The 15,923-nt window shown below is 69.1% G+C and carries 19 protein-coding genes; 7 read left to right on the forward strand and 12 right to left on the reverse strand.

The features are described 5' to 3' along the window. Positions 1-38: 38 nt before the first annotated feature. From ACI2JZ_RS05515 to ACI2JZ_RS05525, 3 genes are all read right to left on the reverse strand, one after another. Entirely contained in the window at positions 39-320 is a 282-nt protein-coding gene (locus tag ACI2JZ_RS05515; protein ID WP_404596790.1) for a hypothetical protein, read from the reverse strand. Between the two features lies 1 nt (position 321). Continuing rightward, a complete protein-coding gene (locus ACI2JZ_RS05520; RefSeq protein WP_247623797.1) occupies positions 322-651 on the reverse strand; it encodes a hypothetical protein in 330 nt (109 codons plus the stop codon). A 104-nt stretch (positions 652-755) separates the two neighbouring features. Beyond that, the gene (locus ACI2JZ_RS05525) at positions 756-1,196 is read right to left on the reverse strand and encodes a MarR family transcriptional regulator (RefSeq protein WP_336641228.1); all 441 of its coding nucleotides are present in this window, start codon (positions 1,194-1,196) and stop codon (positions 756-758) included. A gap of 128 nt (positions 1,197-1,324) precedes the next feature. On the opposite strand from ACI2JZ_RS05525, the gene ACI2JZ_RS05530 reads away from it, so the two are divergent. Together ACI2JZ_RS05530 and ACI2JZ_RS05535 are read left to right on the forward strand one after the other, a co-directional pair. Further along, the gene (locus ACI2JZ_RS05530; RefSeq protein ID WP_247633205.1) at positions 1,325-1,567 is read left to right on the forward strand and encodes a hypothetical protein; all 243 of its coding nucleotides are present in this window, start codon (positions 1,325-1,327) and stop codon (positions 1,565-1,567) included. Further along, complete coding sequence (locus tag ACI2JZ_RS05535) at positions 1,567-2,133, forward strand: MarR family winged helix-turn-helix transcriptional regulator (RefSeq protein ID WP_404596791.1); 567 nt, start codon at positions 1,567-1,569, stop codon at positions 2,131-2,133. Before ACI2JZ_RS05530 ends, ACI2JZ_RS05535 begins: the two co-directional genes overlap by 1 nt. Positions 2,134-2,147: 14 nt before the next feature. Here ACI2JZ_RS05535 and ACI2JZ_RS05540 read toward each other — a convergent pair whose 3' ends face one another. The 3 genes from ACI2JZ_RS05540 to ACI2JZ_RS05550 form a co-directional block, all read right to left on the reverse strand. Continuing rightward, the gene (locus ACI2JZ_RS05540; RefSeq protein WP_404596792.1) at positions 2,148-3,719 is read right to left on the reverse strand and encodes an MFS transporter; all 1,572 of its coding nucleotides are present in this window, start codon (positions 3,717-3,719) and stop codon (positions 2,148-2,150) included. Between the two features lie 97 nt (positions 3,720-3,816). After that, a complete protein-coding gene (locus tag ACI2JZ_RS05545; protein WP_247623802.1) occupies positions 3,817-3,990 on the reverse strand; it encodes a CsbD family protein in 174 nt (57 codons plus the stop codon). A 62-nt stretch (positions 3,991-4,052) separates the two neighbouring features. Further along, positions 4,053-4,304 carry a hypothetical protein gene (locus tag ACI2JZ_RS05550; RefSeq protein ID WP_404596793.1) on the reverse strand — a complete coding sequence of 84 codons (252 nt, stop codon included), beginning with the start codon at positions 4,302-4,304 and terminating at the stop codon, positions 4,053-4,055. Positions 4,305-4,395: 91 nt separating this feature from the next. Here ACI2JZ_RS05550 and ACI2JZ_RS05555 point away from each other — a divergent pair, with 91 nt between their 5' ends. Next, entirely contained in the window at positions 4,396-5,961 is a 1,566-nt protein-coding gene (locus ACI2JZ_RS05555; RefSeq protein WP_404596794.1) for an SDR family oxidoreductase, read from the forward strand. A 30-nt stretch (positions 5,962-5,991) separates the two neighbouring features. Beyond that, a complete protein-coding gene (locus ACI2JZ_RS05560; protein WP_404596795.1) occupies positions 5,992-6,261 on the forward strand; it encodes a hypothetical protein in 270 nt (89 codons plus the stop codon). Positions 6,262-6,367: 106 nt separating this feature from the next. Here the strand turns inward: ACI2JZ_RS05560 and ACI2JZ_RS05565 are convergent, their stop codons facing one another. The 3 genes from ACI2JZ_RS05565 to ACI2JZ_RS05575 all read right to left on the reverse strand — a co-directional run bounded on the left by ACI2JZ_RS05565 (position 6,368) and on the right by ACI2JZ_RS05575 (position 11,056). After that, positions 6,368-8,305 (reverse strand): BCCT family transporter, encoded by a 1,938-nt coding sequence (locus ACI2JZ_RS05565; protein ID WP_404596796.1) that lies wholly within the window; start codon positions 8,303-8,305, stop codon positions 6,368-6,370. A 354-nt stretch (positions 8,306-8,659) separates the two neighbouring features. Then, on the reverse strand, positions 8,660-10,354 hold the full coding sequence (locus ACI2JZ_RS05570; protein ID WP_404596797.1) for an ABC1 kinase family protein: 1,695 nt from the start codon (positions 10,352-10,354) through the stop codon (positions 8,660-8,662). A 72-nt stretch (positions 10,355-10,426) separates the two neighbouring features. Further along, complete coding sequence (locus ACI2JZ_RS05575) at positions 10,427-11,056, reverse strand: PadR family transcriptional regulator (protein ID WP_404596798.1); 630 nt, start codon at positions 11,054-11,056, stop codon at positions 10,427-10,429. Positions 11,057-11,181: 125 nt separating this feature from the next. On the opposite strand from ACI2JZ_RS05575, the gene ACI2JZ_RS05580 reads away from it, so the two are divergent. Then, the gene (locus ACI2JZ_RS05580) at positions 11,182-11,433 is read left to right on the forward strand and encodes a hypothetical protein (protein ID WP_404596799.1); all 252 of its coding nucleotides are present in this window, start codon (positions 11,182-11,184) and stop codon (positions 11,431-11,433) included. A gap of 84 nt (positions 11,434-11,517) precedes the next feature. After that, positions 11,518-13,089 (forward strand): glycosyltransferase family 2 protein, encoded by a 1,572-nt coding sequence (locus ACI2JZ_RS05585; protein WP_404596800.1) that lies wholly within the window; start codon positions 11,518-11,520, stop codon positions 13,087-13,089. Positions 13,090-13,196: 107 nt separating this feature from the next. Here ACI2JZ_RS05585 and map read toward each other — a convergent pair whose 3' ends face one another. Further along, positions 13,197-13,970 (reverse strand): type I methionyl aminopeptidase, encoded by a 774-nt coding sequence (gene map / locus ACI2JZ_RS05590; protein WP_404596801.1) that lies wholly within the window; start codon positions 13,968-13,970, stop codon positions 13,197-13,199. Positions 13,971-14,039: 69 nt separating this feature from the next. Between map and ACI2JZ_RS05595 the strand changes: the two genes are divergently transcribed. Then, on the forward strand, positions 14,040-14,312 hold the full coding sequence (locus ACI2JZ_RS05595) for a helix-turn-helix domain-containing protein (RefSeq protein WP_404597425.1): 273 nt from the start codon (positions 14,040-14,042) through the stop codon (positions 14,310-14,312). A gap of 24 nt (positions 14,313-14,336) precedes the next feature. On the opposite strand, the gene ACI2JZ_RS05600 is transcribed toward ACI2JZ_RS05595, so the two are convergent. Next, positions 14,337-14,774, reverse strand: a complete 438-nt coding sequence (locus tag ACI2JZ_RS05600) for a hypothetical protein (protein ID WP_404596802.1) — start codon at positions 14,772-14,774, stop codon at positions 14,337-14,339. A 100-nt stretch (positions 14,775-14,874) separates the two neighbouring features. After that, a complete protein-coding gene (locus tag ACI2JZ_RS05605; protein ID WP_404596803.1) occupies positions 14,875-15,879 on the reverse strand; it encodes a DUF2510 domain-containing protein in 1,005 nt (334 codons plus the stop codon). Between the last annotated feature and the right edge of the window lie 44 nt (positions 15,880-15,923).

Genomic DNA, 15,923 nt, shown 5'->3' on the forward strand with positions numbered 1-15,923 from the left:
TCCTGAGCGAGCGCAGCGAGACGAAGGGCGCCCAGCCGTCAGTGGGCCAGCGAGCCCACTCCGGTGGCCGCGATCACGGCGACCTTCGCCGCTTCGAGCTGGTCGAACCACCCGATGTGCTCGGAGGTCGGGCCGAAGGCGTGGTAACCGGGTTCGGGGTCGGCGGCCTTCACCGAGCCGAGGAACACCCCGCGCTCGTTGCCGACGTGGAATCCTCGCTCGACTTCGACCCAGAGGCCACGGGGAGGCAGAGCAACAGTGAACCGGCGGCGCGGTTTCGCGAGTGACGCGCGCGACGCCTTGCGATCTCGATGGGGCATGTCAGGCGCTCACAGTCTGGAGTTCGCGGGCCTGCTCGAGCGACGAGGCGTACTCTTCGCGCGAGAGGTCGAGACCGTTCGCGGAGTTCGCGGCCTCCATCATCTTCGCGAGCAGCGGCCGGTGCAGCTGGGGGTCGCCGTCGAACGAGAACCGGAGGGGGATGGAGGCGTGGATCCAGAGCGTCTGGACCGTGCCGTCGAAGGTCGGAACGGTGAGGGCGAATGACTCGTTGCGCCGGAGCTTCGTGACGGTGACGGCACGGAGGTGAACGAGCAGGGCGTCGTCCACGTCGATCGGCGCGTTGGTGTTTCCGTAGGTCAGGTGTCCCATGCTGCTCTCCTCGTGGTCGAGACTGCGTGAGATTTACATTACTAGGTTACCTAGTTACTTTCAAAGCAGAACGAACATCGACCGATATAACGGTCGACGCGAACCTACGGAAGGTCGTCGATCTCCTCGGTGAGCCGACGCAGGAAGCGGGCGACCACGTCGGTCTGCTCCGGGGTGAACTCCTCGGCGATCGCCTCGATGCGGCGGGTGAGGTCGTCGACGGGCGAGTTGATGTCGCGCAGAGAGGGGCGCAGCACCTTCGACCGGGCATCGGCTGGGTGCGGGGCGACCACGATCTGACCGCGCTCCTGCAGACGGCGGATCACGCTCGTGATGGCCGCCGTGCTCACGCTCAGGTGCGCCGCGAGATCACCCGGCGTCACCGGGGCGTCGGCCGGCGCGTCCGCGATGAAACGCATGGCGACGCGGTCGGTGTCGTTCGGAGCGCGCACCGCAGCGAGGCGTCGCGCGAACTGCGCATCGACCCGACGGAACTCGTCGACGCAGTGCACGAGATCGGATGTGATCGTCGTCGTTTCGTTCACCAAGTGTCACCCCCTGACCCATCCATGCTACAAGACGCTCACGTAACGAGGTGGCCTAGCGGTTTTCAATGGCGATCAGGGCGTCCATCGGGTGAGAAGATGGAATACCGCCCGCCGGAAAGGATGCCATGGCTGAGCGATTCACCCTCGACGAAGCGGGATACATCCTGTATTCCGACATGGTCGAGCGCCTGCGCGAGCGCTTTCCCGCCGTGCCGGTGTGGCGGCTGGAGCAGGTCGCGGCCGCCGAGCACGACGCGATCACCGGTGGCGTGCTGCAGATCGTGCCCGCCGAGGTCGAGGACGGCACGATCGAGATGCTCGAGCGCGAGTCGCAGAGCGTGAGCGCCGAGAACGAAGGGGTGGCGTGATGGAGAGTTCCGAGGAGTTCACGCGCTCGGGCTACTGGTACCCGGATGCCGAGTCCGCCAGCACGGTCGATGTGCTCAACCTGCTGCGCCGCTACCGCTCGGCCGAGACCGCGATGCGTGCCCGCACGCGCTCGTCCATGCGCATGAACGAGACCGATCTCGTCGCGCTGCGCTTCCTGCTGCGCGAGCAGCGCGCCGGACGCATCGTGCGCTCGATCGACATCGCCCGCATGCTCGACATCTCGACGGCATCCACCACGACCCTCATCGACCGCCTCGAGAAGGGCGGGCACGTCCGCCGCGAGGCGCACCCGACCGACCGGCGCGCGGGCATCGTCGTCCCCACGGTCAGCAGCGACGACGAGGTGCGCCACACCCTCGGTGCGATGCACCGGCGGATGCTGTCGCTCGTCGACGAGATGTCCGACAAGGAGCGCGCGGTGGTCACCCGCTTCCTCGCCGGGATGACCTCGGCGATCGAAGAGGCATCCGATCTCGATCAGGAACTGCGCGACGTGATCCGCGATCACGAGGAGTCGCAGGAAGAGGGGCAGGCGGGCGAGTAACCCGCCCGCCCGCCTCAGACCTTCTCGGGCTCGGCCGGCTCTGCGCCGTCGTCGTCACCCGCGTCACCCGCCGCCTGCTCGACCCGCTCGGGGAAAAGCTCGTCGAGGTCGAGGTCGGGGTTGTCGTCCTGACCCTCGACGAGCTCGATGGCTTCCTGCTCGGTCTGCACGCTCGGCATCGCGCCGGGCAGCGGTCGGCGCGCCGACTCCTTGAGCACGACCACCGCGATGAACCCGGCGATCGACGTGCCGATCACGTAGAACGCTGGCGCGAGCGACGAACCCGTCATCTGCACGAGCGCCTCCATCACGACCGGCGCGGTACCGGCGAACAGCGCCACCGCCAGGTTGTACGAGATGCCCATGCCGCCGTAGCGCGACGACGTGGGAAAGAGCGCCGGCAGCGACGAAGCGAGATTGGCGACGTAGAACGTCACCGGGAACGCGAGCAGCACGAGGCCCAGCACGGTCGACCAGATCTCGCCGTGCATCATGAACAGGAACGCGGGCACCGCGAGCACGATCGCCGAGGTCGAGCCGATGAACAGCACCTTCTTGCGGCCGATGCGGTCGGAGAGCCGACCGGTGAGCGGGATGCAGAGGGCCATCGCCACGAGCACCGGGAGCGTCAGCAGCGTGCCGTGCACCTCGTCGTAGCCGAGGGTTCCGGTGAGGTACGTGGGCATGTACGAGGTGAGCGCATAGCCGACGGTGTTCGCCGCGGCGACGAGCACGAACGCCGTGAGCAGCTCGCGCCAGTACGCGCGGATGAGGGCGATGACGCCCTTGGGCGCATCGGCCGCGGCCTGCGCTTCGTCGGCGGCGTGGGCCGCGGCATCCTGCGCTTCCTGGAAAGCGGGGGTGTCTTCGATCTTGAGTCGGAAGTAGATGGCGATGAGTCCCAGCGGCAGCGCGACCAGGAACGGGATGCGCCAGGCGAAGCCCTGCATGACGTCGGCCGACAGCGTGAGCTGGAGGATCGAGACGAACGCCGCGCCGATCGCGAAGCCCATGTACGAGCCGAGGTCGAGCAGCGAGGCGTAGAACCCGCGACGCTTGTCGGGCGCGTACTCGGTGATGAAGGTCGTCGCGCCGGCGTACTCGCCGCCGGTGGAGAAGCCCTGCGCGAGCTTGAGCACGATCAGCAGGATGGGCGCCCAGACCCCGATGACCGAGAAGTCGGGCAGCACGCCGATGAGGAACGTCGCGGCGGCCATCATGATGAGCGTGAAGGCGAGCACCCGCTGGCGCCCCATCCGGTCACCGAGCTGGCCGAGCACGATGCCGCCGAGCGGGCGCGCGACGAAGGTCACGGCGAACACGCCGAGCGAGAAGAGCGACTGCGCCCCGGCCGAGGCATCCGGCAGGAACGCCCGTCCGATGATCACCGCCAGGTAGCCGTAGACGCCGATGTCGTACCACTCCATGAGGTTGCCGACCACGGTTCCGGCGACCGCCCGTCGGAGCATGGGCCGGTCGACCACCGTCACGTCGTCGACCGTGAGCCGACGCGGTTCGGTGGGCGCCGGTCGGAAGCGGCGGAGCAGCCGCTGCCAGAGGGATTCGCTCTTCACGGGATCGGACATGTCGTTCTCACTTTCTTCCCGTCGCGAGGCGAATGCCCCGGGACAGAGTTCGGGGAGACGGTACACCCACCGTCTCCCCGAAGTTCCTGCGGCTCGCTCAGTTGTTGAAGGCGTCCTTGACGTTCTCGCCGGCCTTCTTCACGTCGGCCTTGGCCTGATCGGCCTTGCCCTCGGCCTCGAGCTTCTCGTTGCCGGTCACCTTGCCCGCAGCCTCCTTCGCCTTACCGGCGATGTCCTCCGCGGCGTTCTTGATCTTGTCGTCGAGTCCCATGGGGGGCTCCTTTCTTCTCGGTGGTTCGCGATGGTCTGTTGGGGGCATCCGGGGATGCCGGGTCATCCGGAGAGCAGCAGTCCGGCCATGAGCGGAGCGGATGCCGCGGCGACGAGCGAGACGCCGCCGACGATCCCGGCGGCGCGCCAGAAGGATCGGCGCTCGACGGGAGCGGTGATGCCGGACATGCGGCCGACTGCCTGCCGGGCCGACAACGGGGCGAGGTCGACGCCGTCTGCGCGGATCATCCCGGGCGTCCGGCGGAGGGCGCGTCGGGTGCCGATCGTGCGGGTCTTCTCCACTGCCGGGGACATCGAATCACCTTCCTCGGAAGAAAGATTACTAGTTTGACTAGTGAAACGCCAGCCTAGTGAAATCTCCGGTGATCCGACTTACGCTCGGGACATGACCGAGCTCACCCAGCCCACCGGACGCGAAGACGACCTGCGCGCGATCCCCCGAGACGACGGCAGCGCCCCCGTCGCCCTGGTCCTCGGGGCGACCGGGTACATCGGCGGACGCCTCACCCCGCGCCTGCTCAACGCCGGGTACCGCGTGCGGGTTCTGGCGCGCGACGCGGCCCGCGCGGCATCCTTCCCCTGGGGTCCGGACTGCGAGATCGTCGAGGGCTCGGCCGACGATGCGGATGCCGTGGCCGAGGCCATGCGCGACGTCGATGTCGTCTACTACCTGATCCACTCGATGGGCGCCGGCAAGGACTTCGAAGAGGCCGACGAGCGCGCGGCGCAGACGGTGGCGGACGCCGCGGCGACGGCCGGGGCCCGCCGCATCGTGTACCTCGGCGGACTGCATCCCGACGACGTGAAGCTGTCGCCGCACCTGCGTTCGCGCGTGCGGGTGGGCGAGGTGTTCCTCGAATCGGGGGTGCCGACGCTCGTGCTGCAGGCCGGGGTCGTGATCGGGTCGGGCTCGGCGTCGTTCGAGATGATCCGACACCTCACCGAGGTGCTGCCGTACATGCCCGCCCCGAAGTGGGTGCGCAATCACATCCAGCCGATCGCGATCCGAGACGTGCTGCACTATCTGCTCGGCGCCGCCCGGGTCGACGAGAGCGTGAACCGGGCGGTCGACATCGGCGGCCCCGACGTGTTGCGCTACGGACAGATGATGAACGGCTACGCGGTGGAGGCCGGACTCCCCCAGCGCGCGATCGCCGCCCTCCCCGTGCTCACCCCGGGACTCGCCTCGCACTGGGTGAACCTCGTGACGCCGGTGCCGCGCTCGATCGCGCGCCCGCTCGTCGCCTCGCTGCAGAACGAGTGCGTCGTGAAGAACCGCGACGTCGACGACCTCATCCCACGGCCGACGGGCGGCCTGACCCCGTATCGCCGGGCCGTCGCGCTCGCGATCGGCCGGTCGAACAACGACACGATCGAGACGAGCTGGCAGGATGCCGAGGTCTCGGGCGCTCCGAGCGACCCGCTGCCGAGCGACCCCGACTGGGCCGGGCGCACGGTGTTCACGGATGCACGGTCGCTCGAGACGACGGCATCCGTCGATCAGCTGTGGCGCGTGATCCTGGGCATCGGCGGGTCGAACGGCTGGTACTCGTCGCCGTTCCTGTGGGCGGTGCGCGGTCTCATGGACCGTCTCGTCGGCGGGGTCGGCCTGCGCCGCGGACGCCGCAGCCGCACCGACGCCCGGGTCGGCGACGCGATCGATTTCTGGCGCGTCGAGGCCGTCGAGGCGCCGGGCACGACGACGGATGCCTCACCCGCCAGCGGAGGGCTGCTGCGGCTGCGCGCCGAGATGAAGGTGCCGGGCTCGGCCTGGCTCGAACTGCGCGCGCTGCCGGAGGGGACGGGCGCCCGGTACGAGCAGCGGGCGGTGTTCTTCCCGCGCGGGTTGAGCGGACGCCTGTACTGGCTCGCCGTGCTGCCGTTCCACGGCGCGATCTTCGCCGGCATGGCCGCCCGCATCACCGCCACGGCGGAGGGTGCGGAGGAGTAGCGCGCCCGTCGTCTGGATAGGCTCGGGGGCATGACCGAGGCCGAACCGAACCCGTACCGTCACCTCATCGCGCTGGCCGCGGGGATCGTGGCGCTGATCGTGTTCCTCACGTTCACGAGCGGCGTCATCGGCTATCTCGTCTCGATCGTCGTCGCCGGAGCGACGGTGTTCGTCGGGCACCGCGCCCTGCGTGACCGCGGGCGGTTCTTGCTCGCCGCGATCCTCGGACTCGTGCTCAGCTACTTCGTGCTGATCACCTCGGTCGGCCTGCTCGTCGTGCGCCTGACCCGCCTCGGCTGAGGTTTCGCCGGGTCGGCCCTTCGTCTCGCTGCGCTCGCTCAGGAACCGGAACCGGTTCCTGAGCGAGGAGCGAAGCGACGAGACGAAGGGCCCCCGCGCACACCGATCAGTCGGCGCGCGGCCGCTCCGGAGCATCCGTCTGCTCGGGGTCGACGGCGGCATCCACCGCGGCGTCGACGTCTCCCTGCGGGATGATGTCGATCGCCTCGGTCGCCGCCTCGTAGACCTCGGAGAGCGTCTCGTCGACGGTCTCCTCGTCGATCCAGGCGAGGTCGTCACCCGAGTGGTCGTACTCGACGGGCACGAGGGCGAAGTCGTCGCCGTACTCCTCGAGCCCGGCCATGACGCTGTGGCGCACCGCCGCACGGGCATACCGCTCGCGCAGGATCATGGGGTCGCGGCGCAGGTCGATCATGAACGCGACCATCATGAACGCCATGATCACCGCGAACGGCAGCGCGGCGATGATGGTGACGTTCTGCAGCGATTGCAGCCCGCTCCCCTCGTCACCCGACACGAGCACGACCGCGGCGATCGCGCCGACGAGGGCACCCCAGGTGACCGTGACCCAGCGCGCGGGCTCCGGACGACCCTGCTGCGACAGCGTGCCCATCACGAGCGAGGCCGAGTCGGCGCCGGTGATGAAGAAGATCGAGATCAACAGGATCAGCAGGATGCTCGTGATCAGCGGGAACGGCAGGTTCTCGAGCACGCCGAACAGCACCTCTTCGGGCGGATCGACCACGAGCCCGGCGCCGTCCATCTGCTGGCTGATCGCCGTGGTGCCGAAGATCGCGAACCAGATGAGCGAGATGGCCGAGGGCACGACGATCACGACCGCCACGAACTGGCGCAGCGTGCGGCCGCGCGAGATCTTCGCGATGAACATGCCGACGAACGGCGACCACGAGATCCACCAGGCCCAGTAGAAGATCGTCCAGCCCGAGAGGAACGTCTCGACCTCTGCACCCTGCGACGCCGAGCGGGCGATCATGGTGGGCAGGTCTCCGAGGAACTGCACGGCCACCGAGGGGATGACGTTGAGGATGAGCATCGACGGTCCGACGAAGAACACGAAGAACGCGAGCACCAGTGCCATCACGGCGTTGGTGTTGGAGAGCGCGCGGATGCCCTTCGAGACGCCCGAGACGGCCGAGGCGATGAAGCAGGCGGTGAGCACGGCGATGACCGCGATCAGGATGCCGTTGCCGACCTCTCCGATGCCGGTGACGAGCTCGACGCCGTGGCCGATCTGCAGGGCGCCGAGTCCGAGCGAGGCGGCCGTGCCGAAGAGCGTGACGATGATCGAGAAGATGTCGATCGTGCGGCCGAGGGGACCGGTCGTGCGGCCCTCACCGAGCAGTGGCGCGAAGATCGAGGAGATCAGCGGGGTGCGACCGCGGCGGAATGCACCGTAGGCGATCGCGCCGCCGACGAGCGCGTAGAACGCCCAGGCCTGCGGACCCCAGTGGTAGAGCACCTGGGCCTGCGCGGTGTGCATCGCCTCGAGGGTGTTGGCCTCGACGGTGCCGGGCGGCGGCGTCTCGAAGAACGTGAGCGGCTCGGCGGCGCCCCAGAACACCAGACCGATGCCCATGCCGGCGGCGAACAGCATCGAGATCCACGAGAACATCGAGAACTCGGGCTCTTCGTCGTCGCGGCCGAGCGGGATGCGCCCGTACCGGCTGAAGCCGACGAACAGCATGAACACGAGGATCACGGTGGCGATCGTCGTGAAGAAGAAGCCGAAGTACTCGACCACCCACGCGAGCACACTGCTCGCCGTGCCCGACAGGTTGTCGCCGGCGAACACGCCCCAGGCGATGAACGCGACGGTCGCGAGGAGCGCGACGCCGAACACGAGGTGGTCGGTGCGATAGGTGCGCCCGGTCTCTTCGACCGAGACGCCAGGGATCAGCGCCGGGTGCAGTCCGCGCGGCGGAACGGCCGACATGTCGCGGACGATCTTGCGGCCCGTCTCGGTGGCCTTGGGGACGATATTGGTGGCGGTGGTGCGGGGAGGCTTCTCTTCGGGGGTCTCCATGAGAAACCATTCTCCCACGGCGCGTTCACCGGGACGGGGGCTTGCGCGGGGCGGGACCCTTCGACAAGCTCAGGGACCCAGTTTCGAGACACCACCCGACCTGGCCTGGTTCCGTCGGCCCCACCCCGGCCTGGGTCGCTGAGCCTGTCGAAGCGTCGCAGGGCGGCAGCATCCATTCGCTCGGGAGGAGAACTCGCGCTGCGCAGGACCAAAAGCGGCGGATGCTCCTGCCGAACGCGAAATCTCCTCCGCTCGCGGGCGTGGCGGGGCCCTTCGACAGGCTCAGGGGCCCAGTTCAAAGACACCCGCCCTGGGTCGCTGAGCCTGTCGAAGCGTCGCAGGGCGGCCCCGCGGCTACCGGCGGAAGAAGCCCGAGAACACCGAGTGCAACAGGGGCAGAGCGGATGCCCAGAGCAGGGTGAAGCCGAGACCGGGCACCGGCTCGACGAGCAGTGCGCCGCCCACGAGCATCGCGGCGAAGAGCACGCCCGACCCGATGCGGCGGGCGATGCCCTCGAGCCGGTCGAGACGGCGTTCGAGCCGGGAGGTGTCGAAGGTGACGTTGCCGTCGTCGACGCGGGTGATGATCGCGTCGATGCGGTCGGGCAGGCGCATCGTGATGCCGGCGGTCTTCATGGCGCGCTGCGCCATGTCCTGCACGAGGTTGCCGCTCTCGTCGCGCAGCAGCCGGTTGGCGTAGGGCTCGGCGGCATCCCACACGTTGAACGTCGGGTCGAGCGCACTGCACATGCCCGAGGTGAGCGACACCGCGCGGATCAGCAGCAGCAGGTGCTCGGGCAGTTGCAGCGGCAGACGGCGCACCATGTCGCCGAACTCATCGGCGAAGTCGGCGAACTCGCGCGGGTCGACCTTCGACAGCTCCGCGAAGCCCATGCCGCCGAACCGTGCGAAGAGGGCGGTGAGCGCCCGTTCGAGCTCGCCGGTGTCGGCCGAGGGCAGCAGCACCCCGATCTCCTTCGCGGCGGCGACGAGTCCGCGGCTGTCCCGCGCGGTCACCGCGATCAGGAGGGTGCGCAGGCCGGCGCGCAGATTCGCCGGAACCTCGGCCATCATGCCGAAGTCGATGAAGGTGAGGTGCCACGGCGGGTCACCGGCATCCGCTCCCGCCGCCCGCGGCGTCACGAACATGTTGCCGGGATGCGGGTCGGCGTGCACGAAGCCGTGCGTGAACACCTGGTCGAACATGACCTCGGCGAACACCTCGGCGACCTGCGCGGGGTCGATGCCAGCGGCGCGCAGCGCGTCGGTGTCGTTGATCTTGATGGCCGTGACGTCCGACAGGGTCAGCACGCGGCGGGTCGATCGCTCCCACACGATCTCCGGTGCGTCGACGCGCGGGTCATCGGCGAAGGCCTCCCGGAAACGCTCGGCGGATGCCGCTTCGTGCAGGTAGTCGATCTCCTCGAGGCTCGTGGCCGCGAACTCCTCGACGAGGGCGGGGGCATCCACCCGGTCCGACACGATGCGCACCCGCGTGAGCCACTTCCCGACCCGGCGCAGGGCGGCGAGGTCGGTCGCGACGATGCCGTCGATCCCCGGACGCTGCACCTTCACCACGACCGTGTCGAGCCCGGTGTCGGCGGCATCCTGTTCCGACAGCTTCGCCCGGTGGGCCTGACCGAGGGATGCCGCGGCGAGCGGAGTCTCGTCGACCCACGCGAACGCACGCCCGAGCGGGATCCCGAGCTCGGCCTCGGCGAGCACCCGGATATCGGCGAACGGTACGGCCGGCACCTCGTCCTGCAGGCCGGCGAGCTCGGCGGTGATCTCGGGCGGCAGCACGTCGAGACGCGACGACATGAACTGGCCGACCTTGATCATGAGGCCGCCGAGCTCGACCGCGAGGCCGTGGAACCGGCGGGCGAACTTCTGCATGCGCGGAGCACGCGTGCGCTCGGAGATGCCGCTCATGCCGAAGCGCGGCAGCACGAGCTCGAACCACCAGATCTTCACGAACTCCCGAGCGGCGAAGGAGATGATGCGACGGTAGCGAGCGCGGTGGGCGCTCTGCGCCGGGGCATCCGTCATCGTGTTCTTCCTCCGCCGTCGGGAACGCCCGCCCGGAGGCCGGGCGGGCAGAAGCGCGTCATCCCGGCCGGATCAGTCCTGCGCGAGGCTGCTGTACAGCTTACGGCGGGCGTCGTCGAGCACGTCGATCGCGGCCTGCACCTGCTCGGGCGATCCGCTGCGGCCGACCTGAGCGGCGGCGGCGGCGAGGTCGACGCCGGCCTTGGGCAGCGCGTGGAAGCGCGGGTCGTTGCGGTGGCCGTCCTTCGAGGTCGACTCCCACGGAGCCTTCGTCTCGGTCGTCTCGGTGGCGACGGCGCGACCGGCCTCGGTGAGCGAGTAGGTCTTGCGACCGTTCTGCTCCTCGGCCTCGATCAGGCCCTCGTCGGCGAGCAGCTGGAGCGTCGGGTACACGGAGCCGGCGCTCGGCTTCCACGAGCCGCCGCTGCGCTCGGAGATCTCGTTGATGATCTGGTAGCCGTGCATCGGGCGCTCGGCGAGCAGCGAGAGCACCGCCGCGCGGACATCGCCGCGGGCCATGCGGCTGCCGCCGGACGGACGCTGCTGGTCGAACGACTTGCGCAGTTGGTCGAAGGCGTCGAAGAGCGCGCCGGCCGGACCGTTGGGGCCGCCGAGGCCGCCGGTGCCGAAGATGTTGCCGAGCGGGTTGTCGGCGTTGCTGCTGTTGCTGCCGGTTCCGCCGAAGGGGAATGCGTTGTTCATGGTGACCTCCAGATGGGGTGGTGAACGATACTCAACGATATATCGTTCACCTGGGTGCGGGGTGGGAATCCGGGTCCCCCACAAGGGGGATGCGCCGCCCCTCCGGCCTCCGTACCGTCGTATGCATGACAGATCCCGGAGAGAAGTCAGAGAAGTCCGCGAAGGAGAACCAGACCGGCCTCGTCATGGGCATCGCCCTCGGCATCCCGTTCGGCGTCGTGGCCGGCCTGCTGTTCTTCGACAACCTCGGCCTCGGTATGGGGCTCGGGCTGTCGCTCGGCATCGCGATCGGGGTGGCGATCGACGCGCAGAGCAAGAAGAAGACGGATGCCTCGTCCGACGCGCCGCCCGAAGCGGACGGGCCACCGACCCCCTGAGACCGCCCCGATCGCGCCCACCACACGCCCGGGGGAAATGCAATCCCGGTGCGGGTCACAGCGACGAGTGTTCTACTGGCGGCAATGTCGTCGTTCATCGGAATCCAGAAGCCGTCCATCCGGGTCAGCGTGATCGTGCCCGTCTTCAACCCGGGCGACGGGTTCCGCGACCTCATCGCTTCGCTCGACCGGCAGAGCCTGCGCCCGGATCAGTTCGAGATCCTGCTCTGCGACGACGGCTCCGATGAGGCGACGAAGCGGCGCCTCGACCGCGTCGCCCAGGATCGTCCGCATGTTCGTGTGCTGAATCTGCCGCATTCCGGCTGGCCGGGCACGCCGCGTAACGAGGGCGTCGCGGCCGCGCAGGGCACCTATGTGCAGTTCGTCGACCAGGACGACTACCTCTTCGACACCGCCCTCCAGGCCCTCTGCGACTATGCCGATGCGAACGGCTCCGACGTCGTCGTCGGCAAGGAGGTGGGCATCGGACGCGACCTGCCGAGCCGCATCTTCCGTCGCGATGTTCCGGATGCCGTGCTCGGCGAGCACCCGCTGCTCGAGATGCTCACACCGCACAAACTGTTCCGCACGGAGTTCCTGCGCGCCCACGGCATCCGCTTCCCCGACGGCCGCGTGCGCCTCGAGGACCACCTCTACGTGATGCAGGCGTACTTCGCGGCGTCGAGGATCTCGATCCTCGCGAGCGTGCCCTGCTACGCGTGGGTCAAGCATCCGGGCAGCGCGAGCGCTTCGCGCATCGATCCCGAGACCTACTACCCGCATCTCGAGCGCGTGCTCGACGTCGTCGAGGCGAACACCGAGCCGGGCACCCTGCGCGACCGCCTGCTGCGGCACTGGTTCCGCGGCAAGATCCTCAAGCGCCTGAGCGGCAGACAGATGCTGCGCTACCCCGCCGAATACCGGAACCGACTGATCGACGTCGTGACCCCCATCGTCGAGAGGCGCTTCGGCCCGGGCGTGGACGCCGGGCTGTCGTTCCCCCACCGCATCCGCGCGGCCCTGTTGCGCGCCGGGCTGCGCGACGACCTCGTGCGCTTCGCGGAGTTCGAGACGGAGCTGTCGTGCGTGGCCGCGGTGACCTCGGCGAACTGGTCGCGCGGCGGCGGACTGCACCTGTCGATCGACGTCAGCATCCTGCGCGACGGGCGCGAGGCGCTCGTCTTCGACACCGAGACCGACCGCCTGTCGTCGCTGCCGCTGGAGTCGCTCACCGACCTGCCGCCCGAGGCGCTCATCGCCGGGCGCGAGCGCACCAACGACCGGATCGAACTGTTCCTCCTCGGCGACGAGCCGGGCGACGAACGTCGCATCGCGAGCGAGCGACCCCGTGCGCGCTCCGGCATCTCGGTCGCGATCGATCCGCTGAGGGTGTTCGCCGACCACGGCCCCTCCTCGACCCTCCGCCTGATGGCGAAGGTGCGGCGGGCCGGGTGGACGTTCGACGTGCCCGTGACGTCGGATGCCGGTGCGCTGATGCGCGCGGGATCGTCGCCGCTGCTGGCCGGCAGCGCCGTGCTTCTCACGACCGGCTCGAGCGGCGGCGTCGAGCTGCAGCGCGAGGGGCCGGGCACGGGGCTGCGCGACCTGGCCGGGCGGTCGGCGCGACGCGCACGTCGCGCCTTGCATCGCAGCTAGGTCATGCTGCCCTGCGACGATTCGACAGGCTCAGCGACCCAGGGCTGAGTTCCTCGTCCGGACCGGGTCCCTGAGCCTGTCGAAGGGCCCCGCCCGGGGTACCCCACCTACCGCGTCGGCAGCGTCAGGATCTCCGCGCCCGTCTCCGTTATCGCCACCGTGTGCTCGGTGTGGGCGGTTCGGGCACCCGTCGCGCTGCGGAGGGTCCAGCCGTCGGCATCCGTCACGAGCTCGTCGGTGTCGGCCATGATCCACGGCTCGAGCGCGAGCAGCAGGCCGGGGCGCAGCACGTAGCCGCGGCCGGGGCGTCCGTTGTTGGCGACGTGCGGGTCCTGGTGCATCGTCGAGCCGATGCCGTGGCCGCCGAACTCCATGTTGATCGGGTACCCCTCGGCCTTCAGCACCGTGCCGATCGCGCGGGAGATGTCGCCGATGCGGGCGCCGGGGCGAGCGGCGGCGATGCCGGCGGCGAGCGCGCGCTCCGTCGTCTCGATCAGGCGCTCGTCCTCGGGGTCGCGGGTGGTGCCGACGATGAAGCTGATCGCCGCGTCGGCCGCGATCCCGCGCAGCGAGACGGCGAGGTCGAGGGTGAGCAGGTCGCCGTCGGCGAGCGTGTAGTCGTGCGGCATGCCGTGCAGCACGGCATCGTTCACGGCGGTGCAGACGTAATGGCCGAAGGGTCCGTCGCCGAACGAGGGGGCGTAGTCGACGTAGCAGGACTCGGCGCCGGCATCCTCGATCATCTGCTTCGCCCAGCGGTCGATGTCGAGCAGGTTGGTGCCGACGGTTGCCCGGGCCTTCAGCGCGTGCAGGATGTCGCCGACGAGGGCGCCGGTCGCGCGGGCGCGGTCGAGTTCGTCGGGCGTGAGGATTTCGATCATGGGATGCTTTCCGGTGGCGACCAATAACTATCCCGGCAATCCTATCCCGGGATTAGTATTGGCATCATGATGGTCCGGATGCCCCTCACCCCCGCTGAGGTCGAACGCGGCGAGCGCCTCGGTGCCCTGCTGCGCGCTGCACGGGGCGAGCGGTCGATGCTGGGCGTGGCGCTCGACGCCGGCGTCTCCCCCGAGACGCTGCGCAAGATCGAGTCGGGCCGCGTCGCGACACCGGCCTTCTCGACGATCGCCGCGATCGCGGGGGTTCTGGGTCTTTCCCTCGACGCCGTGTGGGCCGAGATCGACGCGGATGCCGCGGCCCCGGGTCGCGTGGCGTCGTAGCAGCAGGTCTCGCGTGCCCGCAGCTCACCCCGGCAGTTCGACCCCTCGGGCGGTGGCGAGTTCGCGGGTCTTCTCGGCGGCGTCCGTCTCGATGCACACCGCCGTCTGCAGCCCGAAACCGTTGTCGCGCAGCAGGTAGTAGCTGGTGATATCGCTGAGGCGAGCACCCTCGACGTCACGGAACGCGAAACGAACGTGCACCAGCGCGAGCTTGTCCGTCACGAGGGTGATGTCGAGCACCTCGTGCCCCGCCGCGGCGAAACCGAGCCGCTTGTGCAGGGGGAACGACATCGAGAGCCCCTGCACGAGCGCCTCACGGGACTCGGCCACCATCGACGCCGCGTCGTCGACGACCACCCCCGGCTCGGCCCACAGCTTCGCCCACGCGCCGGCGTCGAAGTTCGTCAGCGTTGCGGCGTAGCGGGTGAAGTAATCGTCGATCCGAGTCGCAGTGATGGCCATGCTTCGAGCCTCGCCGAGGTCGCGGACAGATGCAATGGGAGGGACATACGGAGGAGGCCCCGGCCGCTTCCGCGAACCGGGGCCTCACTCGGGCTGGTGGTTACTTGATGAAGACGTCGTCGGCGAAGAAGCCGGGCGTGATGCGATAGACGACGGTCTCGCCGTCCGGAACGAGGAAGGCCTCGGATCCGGTGGCCGAGCCGCCGGCGTAGAGCTCGTCGAGCCCCATGCCGTCGTTCAGCGCGACCAGCGCGTCGTAGCTGTTGATGACCGAGCCCGACGCCGTGACGGCGGCGAGCTGAACCTCAGCGGCGATGCCCGACTCGTCGCCCTTGTAGGTGACGGTGTAGTTGACGATCTCGTAGTGCGAACCGGCCGGAGCCGGGTCGTTGAACTGGTTTGCCTCGGAGACCGTGGCGTTGCCGTCGGGGTTGATCGAGTTGATGACGACGGTCCAGTCGCTGCTGTCAATCGTGGACCCCACCGGGTACGGGTTCTCGCGGGTGCCCTGTGCCGCATCGGCCGGCTCTTCGGCGACGGGCTCTTCGGCGTCGGCATCCGCATCCGACTCGTCCTCGGCCGGCTGGGAGACCGTGGTCTCTCCGCTGCCGAAGGCGACCTCGAACGAGTTGGCGACGACCGCGAAGAACACCACGAAGCCGACGATGGTTCCCACGATCGACAGCCCGAGGCCGATGAAGGCGAGCCACTTCTTGTCACCCTTGAGGAAGAGGGCGACGATGCTGAGGATGAAAGCGATCGGCAGCAGGATCCAGCCGAGGATCAGCGCGCCGGGCACGCACGCGAAGATGAAGCCGACAGCGCCGACGATGGCCGCGACCAGGGCGAGCACGTTGAGCTTCTTCTTGGGCTCTTCCGCCACGGCGGTGTGCGCGCCGGGGTACGCGGGAGCGGATGCTCCGGCGAAGGCGGGCGCGGGCGCGGGCGCGGAGAAATCTGCCTGGGCAGCGGGGGCGACGGGAGCCGTGGGTTCCGGAGCACTGGCCTCGTCGGCGAAGTTTCCCCACTGCTGACCGTCCCACCAGCGCTGACGTCCGGAGCCGTCGTCGTACCAGCCCGCGGGGGTGTCGTTCGGTGTAGTCATACGCTCATCCTGACAGAACGCTGAGAACCGATATGCCGGTGTTG

This window comes from Microbacterium sp. NPDC087868, assembly GCF_044900755.1.
Taxonomy (GTDB): domain Bacteria; phylum Actinomycetota; class Actinomycetes; order Actinomycetales; family Microbacteriaceae; genus Microbacterium; species Microbacterium galbinum.